At 32.9% G+C, this 24,857-nt stretch carries 21 protein-coding genes and 1 pseudogene; 7 read left to right on the top strand and 15 right to left on the bottom strand.

Annotated features, from left to right (window positions below):
• The first annotated feature begins 244 nt into the window (after positions 1–244).
• Positions 245–1,481 (top strand): annotated as a pseudogene (locus tag J7E66_RS15990) (MFS transporter).
• 26 nt (positions 1,482–1,507) lie between these two features.
• Here the strand turns inward: J7E66_RS15990 and J7E66_RS15985 are convergent.
• Positions 1,508–1,807, bottom strand: a complete 300-nt coding sequence (locus tag J7E66_RS15985) for a hemerythrin domain-containing protein (protein WP_215001650.1) — start codon at positions 1,805–1,807, stop codon at positions 1,508–1,510.
• A gap of 213 nt (positions 1,808–2,020) precedes the next feature.
• On the opposite strand from J7E66_RS15985, the gene J7E66_RS15980 reads away from it, so the two are divergent.
• Complete coding sequence (locus J7E66_RS15980; RefSeq protein ID WP_214732307.1) at positions 2,021–2,368, top strand: hypothetical protein; 348 nt, start codon at positions 2,021–2,023, stop codon at positions 2,366–2,368.
• Between the two features lie 139 nt (positions 2,369–2,507).
• Here the strand turns inward: J7E66_RS15980 and J7E66_RS15975 are convergent, their stop codons facing one another.
• Together J7E66_RS15975 and J7E66_RS32610 are read right to left on the bottom strand one after the other, a co-directional pair.
• The gene (locus tag J7E66_RS15975) at positions 2,508–2,792 is read right to left on the bottom strand and encodes a ferredoxin family protein (RefSeq protein WP_168242623.1); all 285 of its coding nucleotides are present in this window, start codon (positions 2,790–2,792) and stop codon (positions 2,508–2,510) included.
• A gap of 99 nt (positions 2,793–2,891) precedes the next feature.
• Positions 2,892–4,040 carry a site-specific integrase gene (locus tag J7E66_RS32610; RefSeq protein ID WP_215001648.1) on the bottom strand — a complete coding sequence of 383 codons (1,149 nt, stop codon included), beginning with the start codon at positions 4,038–4,040 and terminating at the stop codon, positions 2,892–2,894.
• Between the two features lie 1,207 nt (positions 4,041–5,247).
• Between J7E66_RS32610 and J7E66_RS15965 the strand changes: the two genes are divergently transcribed.
• The 3 genes from J7E66_RS15965 to J7E66_RS15955 are packed head-to-tail and all read left to right on the top strand — an operon-like array spanning position 5,248 to position 8,688.
• A complete protein-coding gene (locus tag J7E66_RS15965; RefSeq protein ID WP_215001646.1) occupies positions 5,248–5,928 on the top strand; it encodes a vWA domain-containing protein in 681 nt (226 codons plus the stop codon).
• Positions 5,925–6,737, top strand: a complete 813-nt coding sequence (locus J7E66_RS15960; protein WP_215001644.1) for a PP2C family serine/threonine-protein phosphatase — start codon at positions 5,925–5,927, stop codon at positions 6,735–6,737. The genes J7E66_RS15965 and J7E66_RS15960 overlap by 4 nt, the downstream gene beginning before the upstream one ends.
• Positions 6,730–8,688: a helix-hairpin-helix domain-containing protein gene (locus J7E66_RS15955; protein WP_215001642.1), complete on the top strand. Its 1,959-nt coding sequence runs from the start codon at positions 6,730–6,732 to the stop codon at positions 8,686–8,688. The genes J7E66_RS15960 and J7E66_RS15955 overlap by 8 nt, the downstream gene beginning before the upstream one ends.
• Before the next feature lie 784 nt (positions 8,689–9,472).
• Here J7E66_RS15955 and J7E66_RS15950 read toward each other — a convergent pair.
• From J7E66_RS15950 to J7E66_RS15930, 5 genes are all read right to left on the bottom strand, one after another.
• Positions 9,473–9,832: a hypothetical protein gene (locus J7E66_RS15950; protein WP_215001640.1), complete on the bottom strand. Its 360-nt coding sequence runs from the start codon at positions 9,830–9,832 to the stop codon at positions 9,473–9,475.
• A gap of 256 nt (positions 9,833–10,088) precedes the next feature.
• On the bottom strand, positions 10,089–10,586 hold the full coding sequence (locus J7E66_RS15945; protein WP_215001638.1) for a PDDEXK family nuclease: 498 nt from the start codon (positions 10,584–10,586) through the stop codon (positions 10,089–10,091).
• A 109-nt stretch (positions 10,587–10,695) separates the two neighbouring features.
• Positions 10,696–11,484 (bottom strand): hypothetical protein, encoded by a 789-nt coding sequence (locus tag J7E66_RS15940; RefSeq protein WP_215001636.1) that lies wholly within the window; start codon positions 11,482–11,484, stop codon positions 10,696–10,698.
• 191 nt (positions 11,485–11,675) lie between these two features.
• Complete coding sequence (locus J7E66_RS15935; protein ID WP_215001634.1) at positions 11,676–12,014, bottom strand: nucleotide pyrophosphohydrolase; 339 nt, start codon at positions 12,012–12,014, stop codon at positions 11,676–11,678.
• A 24-nt stretch (positions 12,015–12,038) separates the two neighbouring features.
• Positions 12,039–13,784, bottom strand: a complete 1,746-nt coding sequence (locus J7E66_RS15930; protein ID WP_215001632.1) for a DNA/RNA helicase domain-containing protein — start codon at positions 13,782–13,784, stop codon at positions 12,039–12,041.
• 367 nt (positions 13,785–14,151) lie between these two features.
• Between J7E66_RS15930 and J7E66_RS15925 the strand changes: the two genes are divergently transcribed.
• Positions 14,152–15,213: a beta family protein gene (locus tag J7E66_RS15925; RefSeq protein WP_215001630.1), complete on the top strand. Its 1,062-nt coding sequence runs from the start codon at positions 14,152–14,154 to the stop codon at positions 15,211–15,213.
• Here J7E66_RS15925 and J7E66_RS15920 read toward each other — a convergent pair.
• From J7E66_RS15920 to J7E66_RS15900, 5 genes are all read right to left on the bottom strand, one after another.
• Positions 15,182–15,751, bottom strand: a complete 570-nt coding sequence (locus J7E66_RS15920) for a sce7726 family protein (RefSeq protein WP_215001628.1) — start codon at positions 15,749–15,751, stop codon at positions 15,182–15,184. The genes J7E66_RS15925 and J7E66_RS15920 overlap by 32 nt on opposite strands.
• 565 nt (positions 15,752–16,316) lie before the next feature.
• Positions 16,317–17,240, bottom strand: a complete 924-nt coding sequence (locus J7E66_RS15915) for an HNH endonuclease (protein WP_215001626.1) — start codon at positions 17,238–17,240, stop codon at positions 16,317–16,319.
• A 276-nt stretch (positions 17,241–17,516) separates the two neighbouring features.
• Entirely contained in the window at positions 17,517–18,083 is a 567-nt protein-coding gene (locus J7E66_RS15910; protein WP_215001624.1) for a recombinase family protein, read from the bottom strand.
• Positions 18,084–18,472: 389 nt separating this feature from the next.
• Positions 18,473–19,231: a hypothetical protein gene (locus J7E66_RS15905; protein ID WP_215001622.1), complete on the bottom strand. Its 759-nt coding sequence runs from the start codon at positions 19,229–19,231 to the stop codon at positions 18,473–18,475.
• A gap of 343 nt (positions 19,232–19,574) precedes the next feature.
• Positions 19,575–20,552 carry a DUF4917 family protein gene (locus J7E66_RS15900; protein ID WP_215001620.1) on the bottom strand — a complete coding sequence of 326 codons (978 nt, stop codon included), beginning with the start codon at positions 20,550–20,552 and terminating at the stop codon, positions 19,575–19,577.
• A 498-nt stretch (positions 20,553–21,050) separates the two neighbouring features.
• Here J7E66_RS15900 and J7E66_RS15895 point away from each other — a divergent pair, with 498 nt between their 5' ends.
• Positions 21,051–22,778: an ATP-dependent nuclease gene (locus J7E66_RS15895; protein ID WP_215001618.1), complete on the top strand. Its 1,728-nt coding sequence runs from the start codon at positions 21,051–21,053 to the stop codon at positions 22,776–22,778.
• A 195-nt stretch (positions 22,779–22,973) separates the two neighbouring features.
• On the opposite strand, the gene J7E66_RS15890 is transcribed toward J7E66_RS15895, so the two are convergent.
• Complete coding sequence (locus tag J7E66_RS15890) at positions 22,974–23,849, bottom strand: hypothetical protein (RefSeq protein WP_215001616.1); 876 nt, start codon at positions 23,847–23,849, stop codon at positions 22,974–22,976.
• Between the two features lie 63 nt (positions 23,850–23,912).
• Positions 23,913–24,848 (bottom strand): HNH endonuclease, encoded by a 936-nt coding sequence (locus tag J7E66_RS15885; protein ID WP_215001614.1) that lies wholly within the window; start codon positions 24,846–24,848, stop codon positions 23,913–23,915.
• Positions 24,849–24,857 lie beyond the last annotated feature (9 nt).

Below are 24,857 nucleotides of genomic sequence, written 5' to 3'. Positions count from 1 at the left end.
CCTAAAAAAATCAGGAATATTTCGTATCCAAGGGAAATTGATGCATGATAGGAATTTTTTTATTAAATGGCTTTGTTAAAGCTCATTGTTGATTTAAAGCCTACGTTGATTGGAGCGGAAATCAACGGCCAATTTAGACAGAGACTATAAAATTAATTATAAATAAAATATTTCTTATTTTTATGGTTCGGTAGTAAAATATGGTTATAAAAAAATTTAGAATTTTAATAAAGAAGGGATCATTATGAGTTCACAAGCTGTTTTACCTGCAAAGGCTCCAAAGTCTTCTGAATCAACCATGTTTAAAATTCTTTTTATTATTGGATTGTGCCATTTATTGAATGATGCCATTCAAGCTGTGGTGCCAGCCATGTTCCCTATTTTAGAAAAATCAATGGGGCTAAGTTTTACCCAGCTTGGAATCATTGCTTTTTCCCTAAATATGGTCTCATCTGTTTTGCAGCCAATGGTCGGCTACATAACTGACAAGAAACCAATGCCTTTCGCACTGCCGATCGGACTGACTTTCACGTTAGTCGGTATTCTTGGATTAGGGTTTGCTTCAAACTTTGGACTAATTGTCTTGTCAGTCCTTTTCATCGGTCTTGGTTCAGCAGTATTTCACCCGGAAGGTTCCCGGGTTGCGTATATGGCTGCAGGAAATCGACGCGGGCTGGCACAGTCGATTTATCAGGTCGGTGGAAACACGGGTCAAGCATTGGCTCCACTGATAACTGCACTAATATTGGTTCCTTTGGGGCAGATTGGTGCATCCTGGTTTACGATTGTGGCAGCACTAGCTGTGATTTTATTAATTTATATTGCAAATTGGTATAATCACAGGTTGATAGCTTCCCCAAATATACTAAAGAAAAAGAAATCTAGCTCATCTAATAATGTAGCAATAACTAAAGAGGTAAAAAATACCTTAGCATTGATTTTATTATTAATTTTTGCAAGGACTTGGTATTCTTCTGGAATTACCAACTTTTATACCTTTTATTCGATAAAGGAATATGCCCTTACGATTAAGCAATCACAATTATTCCTGTTCGCTTTTTTAGTTTCCGGTGCCGTCGGTACTTTTTTTGGAGGTCCTCTTTCAGATCGTTTTGGCAAAAAAACAATCATTTCCTTTTCAATGTTAGCAACGATTCCTTTTTCAATTTTAATTCCACAGGTACCACCAACGTTGGCATTTATTTTCTTAATACTTACTGGGTTTATTTTAATGACTAGTTTTTCTGTAACGGTAGTATATGCACAGGAATTAGTCCCGGGGAAAATTGGGATGATGTCTGGTTTAACTCATAGGACTTGCGTTTGGAATGGGTGCAATTGGTTCTGTAGGACTTGGTTATATTGCAGACTGGATTGGATTACAGTCGATGATTACATGGCTCGGTGTACTTCCGATTCTAGGCTTAATTGCGTTTCTCCTTCCAACTGACCAAAAGGTTAAAGAATGGAATCAAAAGTAAAATAGGATGGGCCAGAAGCCCATCCTTTATTTTATGTCTTGGATTTTACGGTATAATTCTTCCTTTTCCTCTTCTATAAGCATTCTTTCAGCCATTGGGAACAAAACATTTTCCTCTTTGGAGAAATGCTCTGTTAAGATAAAGTAGGCATTTTGAATTAGTTCAGCTGTTTTTTTCGATTCTGCCGTAGATATAAGACCACTTTCTGCTTTTTCAAGAAATTCTCCAATATTTGCTTTTGCCTGGTCATGTTCATATTCCATAACAGCTATTGGTCCAGATGTAGTCCCGATATATACACCAAGAGCACTCATACAGCCACTCATCAACAATCACCTCTATCTCATTCTATTGCTTCAAATATAAAATCAACCATTAATTAATGTAGTGACATAGGTCACAATTACAATTAAGTTATGAATTTTTGACAGTTTCATGAAAACTCGTTAATTTTTTTTAAAATTTTAACATTTATCACACAAAAAAAGTTTAAATGTTTCATATAATAGAGATAGAACATAAAAGGGAGGGAAAAAAATATGAAAACCCCAAATTATCATGACTTTTATCAAAAGGCATTAATACCCATTGGTGTAAATGATCTAGTTTCCTTACAGGAATCCGCAGCATACTACCCTAACTCACCTTCGACACATTGGCTTATTGCCGTAGAAGGGGTGCAGCTCCCACAGTCAAAAATATACTATCATTGGAAAGTAAGTATATATCCTGCCGATAGTGAAGGTGATTTCAATTGGAAAAAACCATATTATTGCTCACCGAGTATGGAGTTAATGGATCATGCGAACTCATTTGCATCTTCGCTTGTCACAGCCAGCAAAAACGATAAACTTTCCTCAGCTACCATACTAGAGAAAATAAGCTAACCCCCTAAAAACTTACCTTCTGCTTCACCTTTTTTTACCATCACTTGTGAAATAACCCACATATAGTATTATTAAAATATCTACATAAATAAAGGAGCTGTTTGCATAAATCGCAAACAGCTCCTTTTTTATATCCAATTTACGCTAAACGGAATACAATCCCGTGTCCGCCTTTTGGATATTCCCATTTAATGTTCTGGTATGGGCAGCCGATCCGGCAGCTTCCACATTCATGGCATCCTTCATAGCCAACCTGCATCCGTGTTCCTTCCCACTTATAAACCTCCGCTGGGCAAAATACTGTACAAATTTTATCGGGACATTTTGTCATGCATACGTCATGATCCATTACGGTCAAATGAGACTTTGTATCACACTTAAAACGGAGCAGATACTGTTTTTCCTCGATATTCTTCGTTGACATTATTTCACCGCCTTCCAAGCACGAAGGAGAAAAACCATAACAAAACCTTGATTTAAAAAGCTTTTAACCATTAATAAATGTATATTGGTCACAGTTTGGTCACATAGCAGTAGAATTCATCATTATTATTTCATCTAATTTCCGAGCAACTTCTTGTTGCATACTTGGGAGTACATGGCTATAAATGTCAAGTGTAATTCCTATTCTCGAATGTCCTAACCGTTCTTGAATCACTTTAGGATTTATATTTTGCTGTATTAATATTGTCGCATGGGTATGTCGCAAATCATGAAACCGTAATATTGGTAATCCAATTTTCCTAACATCATTCTTGAACCCTCTTAAAAGGTTTGTAGGTTGAACTGGCTTCCCATTCTTTGTACATATGACTAAGTCATTATCTTCATATTCATTTCTGTACCTCAACTTGCTCTCAAGAATTTTTTTTCGTTCATTTTTCAGATGATTAATGAGAACATCAGGAATATGTATAGTGCGTATCCCTGCTTTGGTTTTAGTACCGTTCCTAAGTTCTTTACCATCATGCGACAATGTTTGTGTTATAAATATTTGTTTTGATTGAAAGTCTATATCCTTAAATCTCAAGCCCAATATCTCCCCTTGACGCATACCCGTCAATATTGCCAATAAGTACGCCGATAGATATTTACTAGGTCTTTTAATGTTAGAGACATTTTCTAAAAAGAAATTAACTTGGTTAATATCCCATACTTTCATTTCAGTTTTTTTTATCTTTGGTAAATCAACAAGAACAACTGGGTTTTCTTTAATAATCCTGAGTTTTACTGCTCGAGAAAAAGATACTTTTAATACATCAAGTATTTTATGAATTGTACTTGAAGCAAGGTTTGTATTTTCAACTAGTTCATTAACAAAATTCTGAAGGTAAATGGGTGTAACTTCATTTATCTTTAATGACCCCAATTTGGGAGAAATGTATATTTTGAAGAAGGAAATATTATTTTGATATGTTGTTCTTTCTACAGATAGCTTTCTCTCTTTAAACCATATCTCCATAAATTGATTAACTGTCATATTTACTGGTTCAAAAAAAGTTCCCTCATTAATTTCATTTAAAATCTTTGTTAATGCCTTTTCCGCTTCTTGTTTAGTTTTAAAACCTCGTTTCTTCTTTTGCTTTCTATTCCCAGTGACTGGGTCTTTGCCAATATCGGCAACAATATCCCATTTACCTGTTTGTTGATTTTTCTTTATACTTCCTTTCACAAATAAGAACCTCCTTGTTCTTTCTGTAAAAGGTTTCCTAATAATATTTTACCATTTTATTAAAACACTATATACTTGAACTTTTTAATATAGATCACTTCTCTAAGACTTTCTCGTTTGTAGAATTACATAATAACATTTTATGCATTAATGTACTTCCAAATAGAATACACATTTAATGAAATGGAAGAAATCTCACTCGAATTTCCTAAAACCAAACGGAAATTTTATGTATTTGCAATAAAAGCTTTAAAGAAAGTTATGAAAAAAGATGAGAAAATATATCAATTCATGCTAATTCCGCCCTTACAAATACAGGGTTTATTGTTGTTGCAGAACACAGTTTAATTTTTGTGAATTTGACCTTTGGATTTTCTGGCGGAGCAACAACCGAGGTAATTAAGTATAAATATATTAAAGGAGTCGATTTTGACTTAGCATCTAATCCATTGGGAAAAGCACAGATGGAACTTGGGATGCTGTAACTCTAGGTTAAAGGGATGATTGGAACTAAAAAAAGAACCATTCGAAATATTCCAGATTATAATCTTGATTCGGCTGTAAAGTCAGTTAGAGAAAGAGTAAATAGTGCATAATGATTTTGGCTTAAACAAACAGAAAAAAGATCTATATTAACTTTGTATCAACATATAAGGGCGATGGCCATATGACCGTATCCCTAGAGATTCACTACATTGCAGCCTAGAATGTAAGCAAGATTTTTACAGATGATCATTTCATTTGAATAGAAATAAGCGAGACGTTGATGCTTCTATGCGTTGGGAGGATTTAGTGGATGTTTTTTTACAATTACAAGAAACACAAATGTTAAGTTAAGATTGTTGTTTTCAACTATTACTTTCTCTACATGAACGGACTGCCAATCGATATTCACAAAACAATTTTCTGATTTATATTTTGCCACTTCTTTCAGTCCTTTTTTATATTCCTTTCTATACTACCTTATTCAAATATCGTGCCTCGTAGCTCAATTAGAAAAAGACTGTCAATAATGACAGCCAGTTCCTTATTGAGATTTATATCCCTAGTTTAATTGTTCTAACAAATGAATGCATATCATAAAATGAAACAGTAAAAAATACTCACTTTTGTTTAAAAAGTATAAAATTTAATATCGAATTTGAAGGAATTTTCATACAATTTGTAGAACATATTAACTATAATTAGATAAAGGGAAGTGTTTCTTTTGTTTGACTTTACTGATCAAGTTCCTTTTGATGGAGCAGAATTCGCAGAAAATCCTGAACCTCGTTGTCCATGTGTACTTTTAATTGATACTTCAAGTTCTATGACAGGACATCCTATTACAGAACTAAATAAAGGTCTGCAGGCTTTTAAAGATGAACTTATGGCAGACCATATGAGTGTAAAACGAGTGGAATTATCTGTTGTAAGTTTTGGACCAGTTAATGTAGAAACTGAATTTCAAACTGCAGATGAATTTGATCCCCCAACTCTAAAGGCTAACGGAATGACACCAATGGGCCAAGCAATTGAAAAAGGGATTGAGCTTTTACAACAGAGAAAAGAAAAATATAGAGAAAATGGGATTTCGTATTATAGACCATGGATATTTTTAATTACAGATGGTGCTCCAACTGATAATTGGGAAAAGGCAGCAAAATTAATTAAAGATGCTGAGTCTAATAAATCTCTTATGTTTTTTGCAGTTGGTGTTGAAGGAGCAAACATCGATATTTTAAGGCAAATATCGGTTAGAGAGCCACTAAAACTAGACGGATTGAGATTTAGAGATTTATTTTCTTGGCTATCGAATTCATTAGGTTCTGTTTCAAGATCTACCCCTGGTGATGCAGTCCCCCTTGAAAACCCAGTAACACCAGGTGGATGGGGAATGATTGAATGACACAAATAAGGGATTGGAAGTATACATTTGCATCTGTGATTGGAACATCTCATCAGAAGGTAAATACTCCATGTCAAGATTCTAGCAAATGTCAGGTAATAGATGATCCAAACGGTGAAAAAATTTTAGTCGCTGTCGTATCTGATGGAGCAGGAAGTGCTAAATTTTCTGATCAAGGTTCATCTTTAGCATGTTCTTTATTTGTAGAAGAAGTATCTCAATATCTTAGGGAAGGCAAAAAAGTAAAAGATTTGGACAAGCGTTTTATAGAAAATTGGATTGAGTATTTTCAATGTAAAATAAGCACACGAGCAAAGGAACAGGAAGTTTCTATTCGTGAATTTGCATGTACAATCGTAGCAGCTATTGTCGGTAACGACTATGCTGCTTTTTTTCAAGTAGGGGATGGTGCTATAGTATGTCTTGAAACAGACCATACCGAAGAAAATTACAATTGGGAATTTTGGCCAGATAAGGGCGAGTTTGAAAATACAACATATTTTATTACTGACCCAATGGTTAAGAAAAATATAAACTTTGATGTTTTACCCAGGTCAGTAGATGAAGTTTCATTATTTACGGATGGTATACAGCATTTAACACTCCACTATCAATCTCAAACTGTACATAATCCTTTTTTTAAGCCAATGTTTAATGTATTAAGAAAAGTGGATAAGGATAATTTAGATAATTTGAATTCTTCCTTAGAGAAATTTCTTAACTCTGAAAGGGTAAATGAAAAAACAGATGATGACAAGACCTTATTGTTAGCTTCACGCAGAGGGGTTGAGAACCTTGGTAATGAGTAAGGCAACAAATCCTAAGTGTACGGATAGCAAGGGCAACATTTTAAAAATTGGAAAAATGATTGGTAGAGGTGGAGAAGGTACAGTTTATGAGGTTGAAGGCAAACCTGGAAATGTCCTTAAAATCTATCACAAGTATGACGATGAACGTTCAAAAAAGATTGCAATAATGAGTAATATTAAAAATGAGAGGCTTTTAAAATATACATCCTGGCCAATTGATACAGTAAAAGATGCAAGTGGTAAAGTCTTAGGTATGTTAATGCCGACTGCAAACGGTAAAGAAATTCATAAGCTATATAATCCTAAGAATCGGTTAAGTGAATTTGAAAATGTAAGTTTACGCTTTCTAATTCACACTGCTGCAAATATTTCCCGTTCCTTTGCTGTAGTTCATGATAGCGGACAAGTAATTGGTGATGTTAATCATGGTAATATATTAGTTTCAAATGATGGTACTGTAAAATTAATCGACTGTGATAGTTTTCAAATCAGTAGTAAAGGAAATTTACTTTTGTGTGGAGTTGGAGTTTCAACTCATCAACCTCCTGAATTGCAATCTAAATCTTTATCCAATATTGTGCGTACAGCAAATCATGATAACTTTGGATTAGCAATTATAATCTTTCAGCTTTTGTTTATGGGGAGACATCCTTTTGCAGGTCGATATTTAGGTTCAGGTGATATGCCCATTGAAAAAGCTATAGAACAGTATCGTTTTGCATACGGAAAAAATGCAAAACAAAGAGAAATGCAGCAACCACCTGCTACTTTTCCACTGGACTTTTATTCAAAGGAATTAGCAGAGCTTTTTGAGAAGGCTTTCTCACAAAAAGGTTCTTTAAACGAAAATCGGCCAAAAGCAACTGAATGGATTATTGCACTAGAAAAGCTAAACAAAGAATTGATTACTTGTTCATTAAACCAAGCACATTTCTATAACAGAAATCATAAAAATTGCCCTTGGTGTGAATATGAAAGTAGAACGGGACTAATTTTATTTTCGGCAATTATAAAATCCAAACTAGGTAATGACAATGTTTTTCAACTAGATTTATTCTGGAAAAGAATAAGTAGCATAAATCTACCTTTTGAACAAGATTTACCTGATTTAAATTCAATTTCACCAGAACCAGACGAAGAAATAATTAAAATAGGTAAAAATTTCAAACGAAAAAAAACCATAAGATTAGCGGGAGCACTAATACTTGGAATATTTTCTTTGTTTTTAACTTTTTATGGTGTGGTGGGTATTTATCCACTAGGTGGAGTTATTGCTTCTATTGTAATCGGTTCGAGGAAAGCAAAAACTGAACAGTATGATGAAATTTATAAAGGATATGAAAATTTTAACCGTAAATGGAATACCCTTTTAGAACGTTGGAAAAAAGAAGCTTCATCAGATAAGTTTTTTTCCAAGATGGCTGAATTGAAAAACTATAAATTAAAATATGTTGAAATTCCTAATATACGTGCTATGAAACTAAAGCAACTTGAAAAAGATCAAAGAAATCGCCAGCTTAATGAATATCTTGATAGATTTTATATCCAATCAAGCAATATAGATAGTATTGGACCTAGTAGAAAAGCAGTACTTCAATCATATGGAATTGAAACAGCAAGAGATGTTTCAAAGCAAGCAGTTTTAAGTGTTCCTGGGTTCGGGCCGTCATTAACAAATAATGTAGTAGAATGGAGAAAAAATATTGAGAAACGGTTTTCGTTTGATCCAAAGAAAGGTATTTCAAAATCAGATTTATACTCGTTAGAAAAAGAGATATTTGCTTTAAAAAGTGACATAGAGAAAAAATTAACTAAAGGTGAAGCCGAATTAAACTATATTAAAACAACAATTCTTAACAGAAGAGAAAATCTAAAAAGAGAAGCTGATGAATGTGTGCGAATACTGTGCCAGACGAAAGCAAATGTTGACTTTTTAAAAAGTGTATTATAGGTTTCTATGGACTGCATTGTCTATCCACTTTCGGATAGATTTTTTATTTTCCAGACCATGGTTAACCAAATAATATTCAAGATATAGTAGAAAAATGGTTCTCTACCAAATCGATAGCCATTTTAAATAACGATCAAATATTTTGTACTGTCCAGATGCCCAAGTGTGAACTGTTCCGTTTGCGTATTTCTTTGAAATTCCCATTCCTTTGAGTTGCCATTATATGAACCTCCAGATGATTGTTTTTTAAGATATATAATAAGGGTAGGCTTTACTTCCCACAATCGAAAATGCTAAACACAGGCTTTGTTGTTACAGCAGTCGGTAGCTTGATATTCAGATGGACATTAGTGTGTTTCAACCTTATGAACTAAGTGCAACACATAATTAAAACTTTTTTAAAAATATTTACTCTCTAGTTGTCCAGAACAGTATTTTAACATCTACCAAGGCGATAGTCTGCCTGCTGCAAGCAGTCTTCTCTTTTCTTTGTATCCTTTTTTATATTTTTATTATAAGGAATACATCTCAAATCATCAGTATTTTTAAGGGTTTTATTTTCCATTTACCCCTTTTGAAGGGAACAAATTTGACGAAAAAAATTAGACAGATACTGTATCCTTTTGCGACTGATATTGTCTTTCTGCAACACCTTCAAATATCCTTTCAAACCAAGCTACAGCTTCACAATCCCTCCATTCATTCAATCCTTTCCTTTCGCTAATCTAAACGTCCTATAAACATGGGAAAACCTTATAGTACCAGTGTTTTAACGTAATACGCATTAAACATTTTCATATTTCTTTTTCAGCTTAGCGAGTAACTTTCTTTCTTTCCTTTCCTCCTCCAGTCTATGCTCTCTTTTAATCTCCTCTAGCCGTTCTCTGTATTCTTCTGCATTGAAAATACCCAATTCGTCTAATTTATCTTGTAATCTCTTGCTATCAAGTATTTTTTTGATAACTTGATGCTTGTCCAATATACGCACTTCGTTTTCTTTTCCATTTTCATCTAGCCGAAACGTTGTCATTAACACTTCCTTATCAGTTGTTGCGATGATAAGTTCTCCTCCATAATAAGACATATCCTCTACAAAAAAAATCGTTTTTCCAACTAAATCTTCATAGTTTTTTAATACTTTCATTTCTCTATCTCCTTTTGTGTCTTCTTATGAATATAGCTTACAGTTATGCTATTAACGAAGATACCGGTAATATTTCCTATGTCTTGATAATTTACTATATTACTGTTACAGAAACTTGCTAACACAGAAAATCAATTGAACCATAGAAATACATCTATTTTAAATATTCTGAAAATAGTCGGTTACAATGGATCTGCATTGGTTTTCAGTAATTGCTCTCCGTAAATAAAAACAGTCACCCAACTTAGGTAACTGTTTATTCTGATTTTAATTTATTGTAAGCTTCGATGAATCTTTGTAAAGCAAGCTGTGGGTCATGTTCCCTATAATCTACTACAATGTAATTATATCCTAATGATTCAGCAAATTCTTGTTTCCTACGGTCATTCTCTTGTTCCTGCTTCAGTGTGCGTCTACCATGTTTACTTTTATCTCCGCTATAAAAGCTTTCATGGGTGTAATGTTGCTTACCATGTACTTCTACAATTGCATTTTCAAAAGGAAGCATAAAGTCATACCGCCTTCTGGAATCAGGAAATCTGTATTCTTGTATGAATGTGATACCCTGTTTCTCAAGATATTCCCGAATGATCCTTTCACCTTTTGATTCAGTGCAAATTGGACAGCCATATCCAGATTTATAATCTCTTGGAGTAATCCAGTGTGCTTGATGACCGCATTTAAAATCAATAAGTACTTTTGTTCCTGCCGTCACATATTCACTTAATAAAGTATGACCCTTCTTATTTACCAATTCAATCAACTTTTCCTTTGCCTGTTCTAAACTCTTACCACTGCACCGTGGGCAACCAAAGCCTCTTTTATAATTGCCTTGCCCTATCCAATATGGTTCATGTCCGCAATTAGTTAATTAGAACCTTGCCTTTTGAACTGGTGTATTCACTTAATAAAACATGACCTCTTTCTTCGACAACCCTCATTAGATCCTCTTTTGATTGTTCAGAAGATGTTCCTACACACCTGCGACACCTGTTACCCGTTTTATAGCCACTAGGTGAAATCCAGCTCGGTTCGTGACCACATTTGAAGTCAACAAGAATTTTTGTGTGACCACTTACATATTTACCACACACCCACTCATGACCATTTTCCTTGAGTAGCTTTTCTAATTCAAGTTTAGCATTGTCACTTTTCAATTTAACATTTTGATACGTCCTTTCCCTCCCACATTCCATGCAACCATGTTCATATTTGTAATCGGGGGGCATAACCCATTGTGTGGGGTGTCCACAATTAAAGTCAATCAGCACTTTGGTTCGACTATTGACATACTCACTCAATAGGGTGTGACCCTTAGATTTAACTAATAAAGGGAAATCGTTTTTAGCTTGTAATGAAAACTTGTCGGATAAGTACTCTGCTCTACATTTTGGACAACCGATCCCTCTTGTATAGTGGTTAGGTTTTAACCAGTGAGGATCATGTCCACACTTGAAGTCAACAAGAACTTTAGTTTGAGAATTAACGTATTCATTTAATATCTCATGACCTAATTCATTTAATCTATCAATGAAACAATCAATACCTCCTTTAACTTTATCTACATAACTTCCATCTTTCTTATACAACTTACCACTTTCAGCCAACTTAATTCCCCTATATACTGTACCCTCTTGTTGTTGCTGTTCCACTATGAGTCACCTCCCATGTTGGAACTAAGCCATTAGGATACAATTTTTGTAAATGGATAAATTGTTCTTGGGACACAAAGGGTTTAATTCTTAAGATATCAACACAAGTTGTAGAAGCGTATCTACATAGTGTTCTCTGGCTTCTTTATTTCCAGTCGGTTGAAGGATTACCCTACTCATTTTGCCCACTCCTATAAATCAGTATATTTCGTTTTCACACTGTAAGCTTTTTCAACAGGATACTTCATTTTGTTCTTTTGAATTTTGTCTTTAACAATCTCTTCAATATCTATATCTAAGTCATTTGCTAATAATATAGAATAGATTATTACATCTGCTAATTCGTCTTTTATATTTCCAAGATTGTCTTTTAGAGCCTCTTCACTACTTTTCCATTGGAAATTCTCCAATAATTCACTAGCTTCTAGAGATAATGAAATCGCTAAATCTTTCGAGTTATGAAATTGCTTCCAATTACGTTCGTCTCTAAACTGAATCACTTTATCTGTAAGTTCTTTAATCTCATTCATACATACACCTTATTTCGTCTATATTTATACGACAGTAAAAGACTTAGAAGTAGGGAATCCTTCAGAAATTTTCTGCTTAAAATAGTCCCTTACCTTTGGATTTTCAAAATATACTTTACATCCTTCGATACCCCTAGTCAGTAAAATATAATAAATGTTTAATATGTAAGCTGTAAACTCTTCTTCATTAAATTCTTTTAATAAAGGTGTTCCGCCTGTATCTTTATAGTTTTCTTTTACACCGACAAGATTCCCTTGATCGTTTACTGTGATATCATTTCCAATAATTACACCAACATAATCAATGTCAGCACCTTGAATAGCATGAATAGAACCAATTTCTGTTTTAGAACTTTCTAATTCAATCCACTTTTCATGTTGACTATTCCAACGCCATTTATTGCTACCTTCTTCCCAGTCATACGGCAACTGCGATTTATCCTTGCCTCTATTATCTGTAGACCTTGGATTTGATTTCCATTCCTTCGTATATCCAGCGATGACTCGATTTGTAGTATTAGCATGCAGCTTTTCCATATCCTTCGTATAATGGAATAACTCACTAATAGAATCTACAATTTTGAAATATGAGTCTTTATTCTTATATTCAAAAACAATTGGATCAAAATTCCGATCATCTGAAATATTTAAGGCATACTGAATTCCCTTTACAAAACTTTCTCCATCAAACTCTTCGTTGTTAATGATATTACTTTTAATTCGAAACTGCTGATCTAAGCTATATTTTTTATATGAAGTCGTCTGATGATTAAAATCATTACGAGTAATATCCTGTGGGCGTATGGATTGAAATGCATCATAAAGTAACACAATCCCTTTTGATACTTCTTCTAGCATATGCAATTCATTAATATGAGGCTTTTCTTTATTAAAATGTCTTTTAGTCGCTGGATGACCTTTTGGGTAATAACGCTGCAGTCGATGTGATTCATCTACCAATACAATATCAAATTTAATTTTTTCTTTTTTCGCTCTATTAATTAACTGACCTGCTCTTTCAAACTTCAATTTCCCAGCTAAATTCAGTTGCTTTAACACCCGATTAAATTTATCAGTTAAATTCCCTGTCGTTACAATACCAATTTTTAAATCTGGATTTTCATTAATCAACTTGTACATTATAGACATTAATAAAATTGACTTTCCTGTTCCTGCTCCTCCGATTACCATATGTTTATTATGTATATTTTCAATAATTTCATCTTCGCACTCTAATTGCTGCTGGCTTAATTGCTTAAAAGGTGAATACTTGAATAATATTTTATTTCGAATCTTTGACAACTCTCGTGTAACTACTAACCCCTTGACAAATAAGTCCTTTTCCCAAAGATTAACAAAGACAACCTGTTCCATTTGATTTTGTCCATCGTATAATGGCTGAGCCTGACCGTTATTGCGATTAAATAAATTGAATTTCGTTACATCTCTCTCAGCAAACATATGATTGATCAGCATAAACTCTAAATCTTTTGCATGAGATTCTGTAAACTTAGAGGCATTGTAAACGACGATACATTGATCAAACTTTCCTTCTAAGAAATGCTCTTCCCTCATATGTTGATCATGTCTTGTACAAAAATCTTTTGTCTCGCCTATATAAATATTTTTTAACTCTAAATTGTAATAAATATAAGTAACAAAAACATCTTCTAATACTCTACGTTCAATATTAGATAAGTCTCTAATACTTTTTTGATGTACTATTGTTTGATTTATCTCTAATGGAAATTCTAATATACTAAAATCCATAAAATATCCTCCTAGTTAACATTTCGTTATAATCTGTTTTCGATCCATTAACTACTTTTAATCTTTATTATAAAGCACACTTATTTATTTGACTAAAAACCCTAAAATTTCATTCCGTATACTCCCTCGATATACATTTTATTCTCGAGACTTAAAAAACAGGGTCTTTTTAATCCTAATAAAATCAATATTTCATTAATTAATTATCATAGTGACTTTGTAATCTACTAATCCCTCTATCCTATAAAAGATATGATCAAAATGTGAAAATTACTCTTGCGCAAAACATTTTATTTAAAAAAGAAGGTATTTTTTGCCATTTTATCGAAAAGACCTTATGTATAAAAATTAATAACAGGAGGTCCATATGTACTATCCACTATTAAAAAATGCCAATAATGAAATGAAAGCCATAAAGGAACTTAAAGAAGAATCACGTTCAAAGATTATTCCTATCATCGAATCAAAAAGGGTAAAAAAAGAAAATGTTAATAATTGGGAGGGGCAATTTAATACTCTCGGTAGATATTTGAAAGAGCGTGTAAAAGACATTAAATTCATTTACGATTTTAATTGTGCATTGGAGGATTTAGGAGAAGTTAACAAACTAGTCACTAATTCTGGCATCAACATTGTGGATCACTGTATAGCAAAAATGAGAGAATGCGAATTAGACTTAATTCCTTGCTTTCAACATGATTCTCCTGAATGGCTAATTCAATCAGTTCTACGTTCAGGCTATCCTCAAATTGCTGTTAGGATTAGATGTCACGATTTTCAGGAATCATTTAACCAATATGTATATCTTAAGCTTAAGGATGACTTGGAATCTGCAGCACCAGGGACAAAAATCACCTTAGTGTTAGATTTTTTTAATCAACCAGCTACAATCAACAGAATTCAAAATACAATAAATATCTTTTCAAGGATAGCGAACTCACAGTTAGTGTATCTTGCTACTTCTTGTCCTGAAAACGCAAACGATGCAATCCCCCATTCGATTACTTATGTAGGACCAAGAGTAGAATTAAACAATTTTCTTGAATTAAGTACTAGCAACAAAAACTTTTGTTTCGGAGATTATACAACGAGACTAAAAGGGGAAGTATTAAGTGGTTTTAATATGAACACTTCATACTTAAAAGTCTTTTACTCTACTGAAACCGATTATTGGATTGCTAAGTCAAAACTTATACGTGATGGTGGTGAAACAACTTTTCATGATGTGTGCCAAAATTTAATTGAAAATGACTTCTATCCTGGTCCAGAGTTCTCCTTTGGAGACTTAGAGATTTTTAAATGCGCAAATAGGGAGTTAACTATTTCTGAGCATCAAGCACCTATTGCTATAGGAGTAAATCATCATATTGAGACAACTGTTTCACAACTTATCGAACTTAATTTGATCTCCAGTTCTGTCTTGTCTTAAGTACTGTATAAACATAAGAACGAATAACATTAAAGTCAGCTTCTTCATTTAAAAGTGTTAGGAGCTGATTTTTTCTCATTTTTTTCAGGGATTTGGGAAATCCAAGATAATCAATTAGACCTTCTAATTCTTTTTTCCAAAGCAATTTAATTATAAGTGTCGGATCTTGCTGAGACACTTTTCTTCCTTTCCTGATGTCAATCAACCTTGATTGATCAGAACTAATTGTTTTTATTCCCCACCAATCAGGAACTATTTCTTTTACCTTTGATAGATACTTTCTAGAAGCAACAATGGTCATTCTCTCAAATGCTTTATTATAATACTCCATTTGCCTCGGAAGCCTGAGTAACGTATCTAAATCACTTTTAATCTCATATCCATGGATTATCCCATTAACGACTGCTACATCTATTCGGGAAGCACCAAAATCTAAGCCTAATTCATTAATGATTCTTGTATCTTGGCAGTCACCATAAGTTTTATTTAGGTCTTCTAGTAACAACATTCTTACTTTTACATCATTTAACAATTCCATCTGTATCACCTTATATATCATATTAAGAAAGCCTGCTAATTTCAAGAGGGATGGTAATCGGTCTAATAATAAGTTCGTCAAATGTGTTTTATATCCCTTTAAATGTTAATATGTTTAAAATCAAAAAACATTCGTATTCACATCCAATAAATTGTATATCGATTACAATAAAATGCTAATTTATCGAAGTAAATCATCCCACCATTATGCTTACGATCCTTTAAAAAATACGTGACGTGTGGATATACCAACTAGGTACTCGTTCCATATATGCTGAGTCAAATGATATTGAAATTCCCCTCAACCTTATCTTAAACATAGGAAAAACAATACTCTTATTTTAACGTAATAGAAGCCAAGAGATGTTCGCTTGACCTTCCTTCTTACAACTATTCTGATGTCAATCCATATCTGCAATATAGTTATTTTTTATAAGCTTCAATGAACTATGGCATTTAGAATCCTTTTTCTCAGATTTCTAATGTTCTTGTCTTGGGTAATATAATATAAAACTAAGAGAACTAAAACTTGAACTATAATAGAAAAAATTAAATTATAGTTTACACTATATAGTTTTAAAAATATTCTTCTTATGCCATTTAAAATACACTTTATTTTCGGAACGAATCTGTATCTTAGCCGTTCGTTCTAATCCATACATCGAATAATCTTCTTCACAGATCACTGAAGAAATATGCAAACGTCCTTGCCCATCGAATGTAATTAAACCTTTATCATAAAGTGCATCATGATTACAACAAAGCAGTACGCCGTTGTATGGATCTAAACGTTCTACATTTGTGCTATCTTTCCAAGGTTTTGAATGACTTGCTCTTAGTAATTCCGATAAATTTATATTACACAATGCACACTTACCTTCCCAAAGTGGGAACAAGTCCTTTCTGAACTTTTGTTGGCCCAATCGGATTTTCGTTTTCGCTTCGGATTCTGTTTCAGCAATCACAGTAATTAATGAATTATTTTCAGTTCTTCTTACATCATCAATAGATAATTCTAATTGCTCATCATTTATTTGATAAATATTCAATACGCTAAGTAGTTCAACCAATTTGATGGCTAATTCTTCGTTACATGGATATAAATAACCTTGATTCCCACCTGCATCTTGCTGGAATGGTGAATATTTAATTGGTAACAGAGGCAATATCTCATCAAACTTCTCACGTACATTAACTGGAATTTCTAATTCATGGTATTTTAAATTTACTAAATAACCTTCATCATTCCATCTACTATGACTTTGCATTATAGATGGTTTACTAGCTGTTTTACAACCATCACGGGCAATACTAATAGCAACGACGTTACCTTTTACATAGTGAAATACTCGATCTCCTTCTTTTACTTCTGTCATTCGTTGCCATGAATGTGGTACATTGCCTCCTTTATCTTGTTGTGGCGACCAAATAATCCCTAGATCTTTTTCTTCCTGATAAGTGTGACCCTGCATAACAATAAAATTATTCAAATTGCTTCCCCCTAAACCACGTTCCAGTTTTGATATATTCTATTTTACATTATACGTAATATTAATTTAACAAGGTCTGACTATCCGTCTTGAATCATCAGATCATCCTCAGGCTACAAACCGACATTCACTTCAAGCTCACTCAGAAATAAATGAGTAATAAAAACCCTTCTCGCAAGAGAATGGGCTTTTATTCTAGCCTTACCACGGTTGACGACCATTTGGGTTTAATGAGAATAATGAAATATTCAAAACCTGATTAGTAGTAATTTCAAACTAGCATTTACCACTTGTCTCGAACTCTTTTATGTAACGATACAATGTGGTTCTTGGAACATTAAACACTTCACATACTTCCGTCTTATTCGCTCCATTTCCAATCATTTGCATCATAGCTTTGATTTGCTCCTTCGTATGAGCCTTTTTACGTCCTCCCATACGACCACGGGCTTTAGCAGATTCAACACCGCTCTTCACACGTTCATTTATCACTTCTCTTTCCATTTCAGCCATTGCACCAAAAATATGGAACAAGAACCGACCCATTGTTGTATTTGTATCAATTCCATCCTTGATTGATACAAAGTTAATCCCTTTTTCACTAAATTCTTGGAGCAAATTTACGAGCTGATGCATGGTCCTCCCTAATCGATCAAGCTTATAAACCACAAGAGTATCAGCTTTTCTTAGCTTACCTAGAAGCGTTTGAAGTTCTTTTCTATCCTTTTTAGCCCCACTATCTTTTTCCGCCACAATTTCATGGCAGCAGTATTTCGTTAATTCATCGATTTGCATATCTAAGCTTTGTTTTGTAGTTGATACACGTGCGTAACCGAAAATCATATTACTTCCCCCTATGTTCGATTTATTAATACTAATGTACCAAATTCATATTCCACAATCAATTGTTTTTGGTATATATTTTTGGAACAAAACAAACACTGATTTTACGTGGCTCACCTATTATGTACCAAAATCAATTGTTTTTGATACACAAAAAAAGAGTTCTACATTTAGAACTCTCCGTACACTGATTATTTAGTAAAATTAAACTTAAAGCGATTCTTATGACTTTGTGATGATATGTTATTATTGTAATTATTATACTTCATATCGTTATGAGCCTTGGAACACTTCAAATAAAAGTCACTGTTAACATTAAACGGTTTTAAAGAAGATTTCGATTAATCAGTTCTCCTACTTCAAATTTCAATAATAATAGTAAAACTACTTTAATTACTAACCACGTGAATCATACATTTAGTCAATTCAATCCATAATTTCACATTTAATGGATAAGTATCAAGATAAATATAGACATCACGTGTATTCGTAGTTTCTTTTGCCCTAGATGACTCAACATTTTTTATAGCTTTCAGTATACTATCAATTAATGGAATAGAACATTTTTTCCTAACATATTCTAAAAATTCTTTAGAATATGCTACCATTCTATCTGAATTATCAAGAGAAAAGCGGGATTTTAAAACTACTTTTTCCAAATATTCTTCAATAGGTCTTTTTACAATATATGTTATATTTTTCTCAACATTTTGGAAAAGTGGAATTATTTCTTCATTATGAGTAACTAAGGTTTCTTGAATTTTATTAGCAGATTTATTTAAAGTTTGTCGGCTTTCTTCTAATAGAGAACCAGTTCTTTTTAGATACTTTGCTACTATACTTTCTAGATTTTCCTCACTACCACTACCACTTAAAAACTTTGCTATTTCACTTTCTAAATTTCCATCACTGCCACTTGGTTGCTCTATTCCTTGATTTGGTTCGTCTATTTTTTCATATTTAGATAAAGAAACATTTTCTTCACTATACTCAACTAAGTTGAAAAAATCATTTATTTGTTCATAGTCCTCAGGCTGAAAAGTACCTGTTAGCCCACGAGACGAGCTAATACATGGAACAAACATATCAAAATAAACTTTATAAGCATCTTCTAGAGCACTCTGACATTTTTCAACTTTAGCTTGCAATTCTCTAACACCTTCAAATTCCGAAAAAGTATTTTGGAATTCTTCTCTCTTTTTTTAAACAAACCTTTAATATCTTCCATTATTTTCACCTCATTAATAGAATTATATAATTTCCCTTTCACAGCAGAAAAACCAACTTCCCTGACTTGGAAAACTATAATAAACTTTGTTGATTTATCCATTCTTAAGTATCTATTACGTTTCTAGTTGTACCAACACCACCAACTTAAATACCTAGATCCCGATAGCTAACAAAGAAAAACCAACATATCTTGAAATCTTTAGTCCTTTATATATCGCTGCCCACATTTTACTTAAAAAGAGGTTTCGCCTATCCCTTTGATTACTTTAAATTCCATAACGTTTCTGAATTAAAGAAATAAACTTTCTTTTCCCCAAACAACTTATTTATTCTTGCACATTCGTAATTTATATGCTTTTCATTCGGGGCATTTCCAACGTAGATACCAAATGCTACTTCTGTAACATTTGGATTATTGTTTATTGCATCAGCAATATGTTTATCATTTTCTGACAAGGAGTGACCAAAAATCGTAATGTTTTTCTCTATACCTTTAAGCTGATAAAAGCAAAAGTTCAAATAGTCGTTTGTTGTGATCGATTGAAGTTTCTGTGTATATGTACCCTCTGACACAAACAATGGTGTCCTTCCTCTTACCATCGTTTGGTCAAACCTATCTAAAATACTAAGCCCATTTGCCCTTAGTTTTTTTGTAACTCCTTTCTCACGAAATAAGTGTAATGAACCATGTAGGAAATAGAAGGGGATTCTTCTACTCCAATTATCTACATTGGTAGTATCAAATTCTCCTTGAAAAAAGAAATCTATGAATGGTTCAATGTTTCTCATTAATGACCAATAGAGTATTAAATCATAATTGGTTGTAAAAATGCCTTGGAATTTTTGTAGATACTCGTTTAAGAATAGGAACTTTGAATCTTCAAACTCATCCCAAGAAGGATGAACCTTCCTCACAACTTTAACCAAAGCATTTTTTATGTTTTCGTACCTCTTTTCAATTTCTCCAGTTTCTAACCCAACTATATTATTTACAATCTTTGAAGTATTAAGGGCATATAAAACCCTTTCAAAATCAATAGTTTCAAACTGTTCAAAAAAATTTAAATCATCATCGGATAATACTCTTTCATGGTTTTCATCCTCTAAGGACTGACATTCAGCTAACAATGTTTGGTAACTAAAATTTTGATTTATAGAAATTGATAAGCCATTACCAAAAAGCAAATAGTTATTGAAAGATTGACTAATATCTTGATAATCGTAGATTTCCTCTGTCATTTTTACCCCCTAACTTTTAACCCTGTTTATTGAATGCATCGTAACCGAAATTTGGGTAATCTTCCATTTTTACAGGAAAATTATACCACGATAAAACTACTAATGGTGGTTTTATTAGCAAAAAAAAGCAGCAAACACTTGATTGCTACTCTCTTGTAATATATATAGTTTTTTAAACTTAAGTAAAAAAACTAACCATTTTTTTAATTTATGTCACCATATTTTAACACCGTTTCATCCCTTGTATTACTGCAACAGAAAATTGGTGTCAATAATATTAAGTTTTGTACCTAAGAGTTTGAAAAGATAATATAAGTTACATTTTACTCACAAGTACAGCAGCTAGTATCAAGTCTGTTATCGATGTAAGAAGATCCTTAAAGATACAAAACAATAATAAATAGAAAACTTCAATTAACATAAGGTAGTTAGTAAAATTTGTTGAATAAAGTAATTTCTTGTACAATTTTGGAAAAGGTGTATTAAGGGGAGAAAAAAATGAAAATAAAAAGTATGACTGTTATAAATTATAGATCTATTGGAAACAGTCCACCTTTACATATAAAGTTAGGGGATTTAACTGTACTTTCAGGTACAAATGATTCTGGCAAAACTTCTTTTCTGATTTCAAGCTATTTAAGTTCAGTTGTTCTTCACAGTAGAAAAGAGGTAAAATCCGAATACTACAATAAACTTGCCTCATTAGAAGGAAGCGTTCATTATAGTTATGCCCAAGGTGAATTAGAAGGTGATCAATGTGTCAGGTGGGAACTTGGCTTAACACAGGAACAAAGTAAAAATATCTTTGAAAGCTATACCAGAGGAGTTTTGGGATCAAAGGTAAAACAAACCGGGGTTAATATTAATCCAGAATCTTTAAGAAAGTTTTTTGAAATCGTAAGTATTTTTGTTGATGTCCCGTTGTCTCCTCCCAATGGTCATTACGTTAGGGATTGGGTAGACAAAGATGAATTCGCTTCTTTTTGCATCAATTTTTTCAATTTAGAGAGGGCGGATAGTACTTCTTTTTTTCTTGAGTTACTATTTAAGGAGTTAACAGATCTACTAGAACGATTTGAAAGAAATTTAGACACTCTGTTTATTCCTAGTAGTACTAGAGATAGGCTTTTAAACATAAGCTTGGATGGAATAGATACAACTCAACAAGTCAGTTCGGAGTTAGTTGAGTTTTATAAAGAAATAAACAAGGAAGAAAGAAGAAGAAAGGGAGATTACCACAGATTTATTGAATTCTGTCAGGTTTTATTTCCAGAACTTGAGAAGATCGAAATTGGTACTCCTGTTGATAAACATATTAAGGAGGATTTATTTATTACATGGACAAAGAACAGAATAACACAGTATCATCCATTAAGCAGAAGTGGAGCTGGAATAACTAATGTTTTATATATCATATCGAGACTAATTGAAAATTCCCCCAATTCATTTATCATTTTTATAGACGAGCCTGAAAATGGTTTACATCCAAAATTGCAAATGAGATTCGTATCCTTACTTAAGAAGTTAACAAAAGAGTTTGGGGTAAAGGTAATACTGTCTACCCATTCACCTTTTATTATGCAAAAAGTAAAGGGTAACGATAAATTGCACCTTATTGAACATAATGGTAAACAAACTATTGGACGTCCTATCGAATTTGAAAAGAAGGAAGAAGCCTTTCATGCACTTGGAGCATACCTTCCTTTATCTTTATCTGCTAATGGAATAATCTTTGTAGAAGGTCAAACGGAAGTAAAGGTATTATCCATTCTTCTAAATAAAGTTGGATTAGATATTGAAAAAGAAGGCGTTCTAATTGTTCCACTTGGTGGTGAAAATTTGTTTGCAATCAATCCAAGAGATATAAAAAAAATTCATGAAAAGAGCATTGTTATAATTGATAGTGATTTAGTTAAAAGTGAACAAGCTGGTGGAAGTATTAAAAAAGCAAAATTAAGCTATGAGGAAGCCTGTAAAAATGCTGATGTTAATTGCGTTTTAGATAGGGAGTATAGGACTATTGAAAATGTCTATCCAAGAGAGGTTCTTGCAAAAGTTCTTAATATAGATGTAAACGAGCTTTCACAAGAGATGTTTGGTGAGATCCCTCAAATACCAGATCGCAAAAAAGTAAGCATTGGAGAAAAAGTGGCTACAGAAATGACTAAGGAACTGGCCTTGGATTTTCCTTTAGTAAAAATATTATTAGAATGGTGGGAGAGTTGAATAGAATAGCAACTTTTACAGGTTGAAAGAGGCTTTACAAGTTCCAAGCCTCTTTCAACTACTTTTTTATGTATATAATACATCGGTTCTTTGCTTACCAATTTATCAAGGTAAAGATTTTTTAGGCTATAACTATTGATTCCTAACATATTAGAAAATAAAATCAAAAATTTATTAGTTATCTTATAGGAACAACTAAAAAGGTAGTATGTTTCTATCACTGTAAAAATTCTTTAATGAATCAACCTGTAAGGGTGTTAAGTGTTTCATTTGTTGAGTGGTTTTAAAGCAATCTTCCCAAGTCAGCCAACTTATATGTTTCATTAGTTTGACTGATTTTTCATGACATTCTTTATCTCCAAACCATTCTGTAAGAGTGGGTAAATCCATAGCAAGAGCCGTAGGGTCATTTTGATATTGCTTCATTTTAAAATAGTAGAGCCTACTTCCTGGGAACTCCCTGTAACGTTCGGGAGTAACTAATACAAAATAAAAATTATCTACATTATAGTCCACTGCTTCTAATCCTACTTCGATACATCTAGCTATTTGGTTTCTTTCTGTTACATACGTTGTTTGATAGGATATATCAGAAGTATATTTACACTCGAAGAAAATCTTCTTATCAGTATTTACCTCTAACAAAGCATCAAAGTTAGTTTTTCCTTCGACCATTTTCTCAGAATTACATCGTTCTCTTAGATATTTAACTGGATTAGAAAGAGCATGACCTCTTAATCTATCCTGCATATTCTTCGAAGGTGAAATGGCTTGCTCTAACATTAGATTTGTATTATGTATGTTCCATGACTCGCTTGGAAAGCATTTTGTTAGAATATCGTTCCATCCATCATTTTCACTCTTGTGAATGGCTGCAAATGTATACAGTGTGATAATTGTTTCATCTTTATCAGATTGGAGTATATGCTTCAGGTTTTTTACATTACTTTCTTGTCCATTAACAGAATATTCATGTACCCTTCGGAGAGATTCTTCTACTCTACGAATCCTCTTTTCTTTGTCGCCAACAAACAGAGACTTTAGATATTCTCTATCGAATATTAAATCCACTTACTTCCCCCCTTTGATTACATACCCTATTAGTCCTTTTATTTTACTAATTCCACTAAATCTTTACATCTTGAATACATTCTCTCGATGCCACTTCATATATTTCTCCTGGCTCACATTCATTTTAAAATTCATAGTTTCATTGATATTAAGAAAAACCTTTGTCACTTCATCTAAACTATCTGAAATCACAATTGTTCCATCATCAGCAAAACCAATATAACCCTTATCAAACAAAGAATCATGATTAGGACATAGTAATAATCCATTATTGACATCCATCCGCTCATGATTACTAGATTGACTCCATGGCTTAATATGACTGGCTACTAAGAATCTCTCATCTGAAACCCCACATAATCTGCATTTCTTTTCAACCGATAAAAGAGCCTTTTTAAAAATTGACTGTCCTATACGTGCCTTAACAACCGATTCTTTTTCCGTTTTATCCAAAACAATCGGTGATTCTAAATCTTTTTGAAGTTTTAGAAAACTCTCATTATGCAGTGGATTCACTTTCTCCAGTAATAGGTTTACTTGCGAATTATTTAATCGCTTCCATCTTAACTTTAACGTAAGAGCTTGCAGTTCTGTATGATTCGGCGATGGATTATAATTAATCGATAATTCCTCTAGTAATGCCCTGTTAACTACCATTGGGATATCGAATATCATTGATTTTTCTGGATTACCAAAAACAATTACTTCATTCTCTTGAACTTTATTTCTAAATAAGTGAGGATTTTGGTATTTAGTCATGATAGAATTATCCGTTTTTGCTTTATTAATATCCAAAACCTTTTCCACTTCGTAAAATGCAGTGATACAGGGGTTATTTTCTATACTTTTGTAAAAAAAAAGAAAGTCCCCCTTTGAAACTTTAGTTTTTAAAATTATTCCTCTATTCCCATCATCTCCATAAGTATACTCTGAGAATAACGGGTCTTCTTCCCTATTATGTATCTTTGGGTCTAAATATGGGATTATATAACTGGTCAAAACACGTTC

The organism is Bacillus sp. ISL-7 (assembly GCF_018613065.1).
This window is presented reverse-complemented; position numbering and strand designations above follow the sequence as displayed.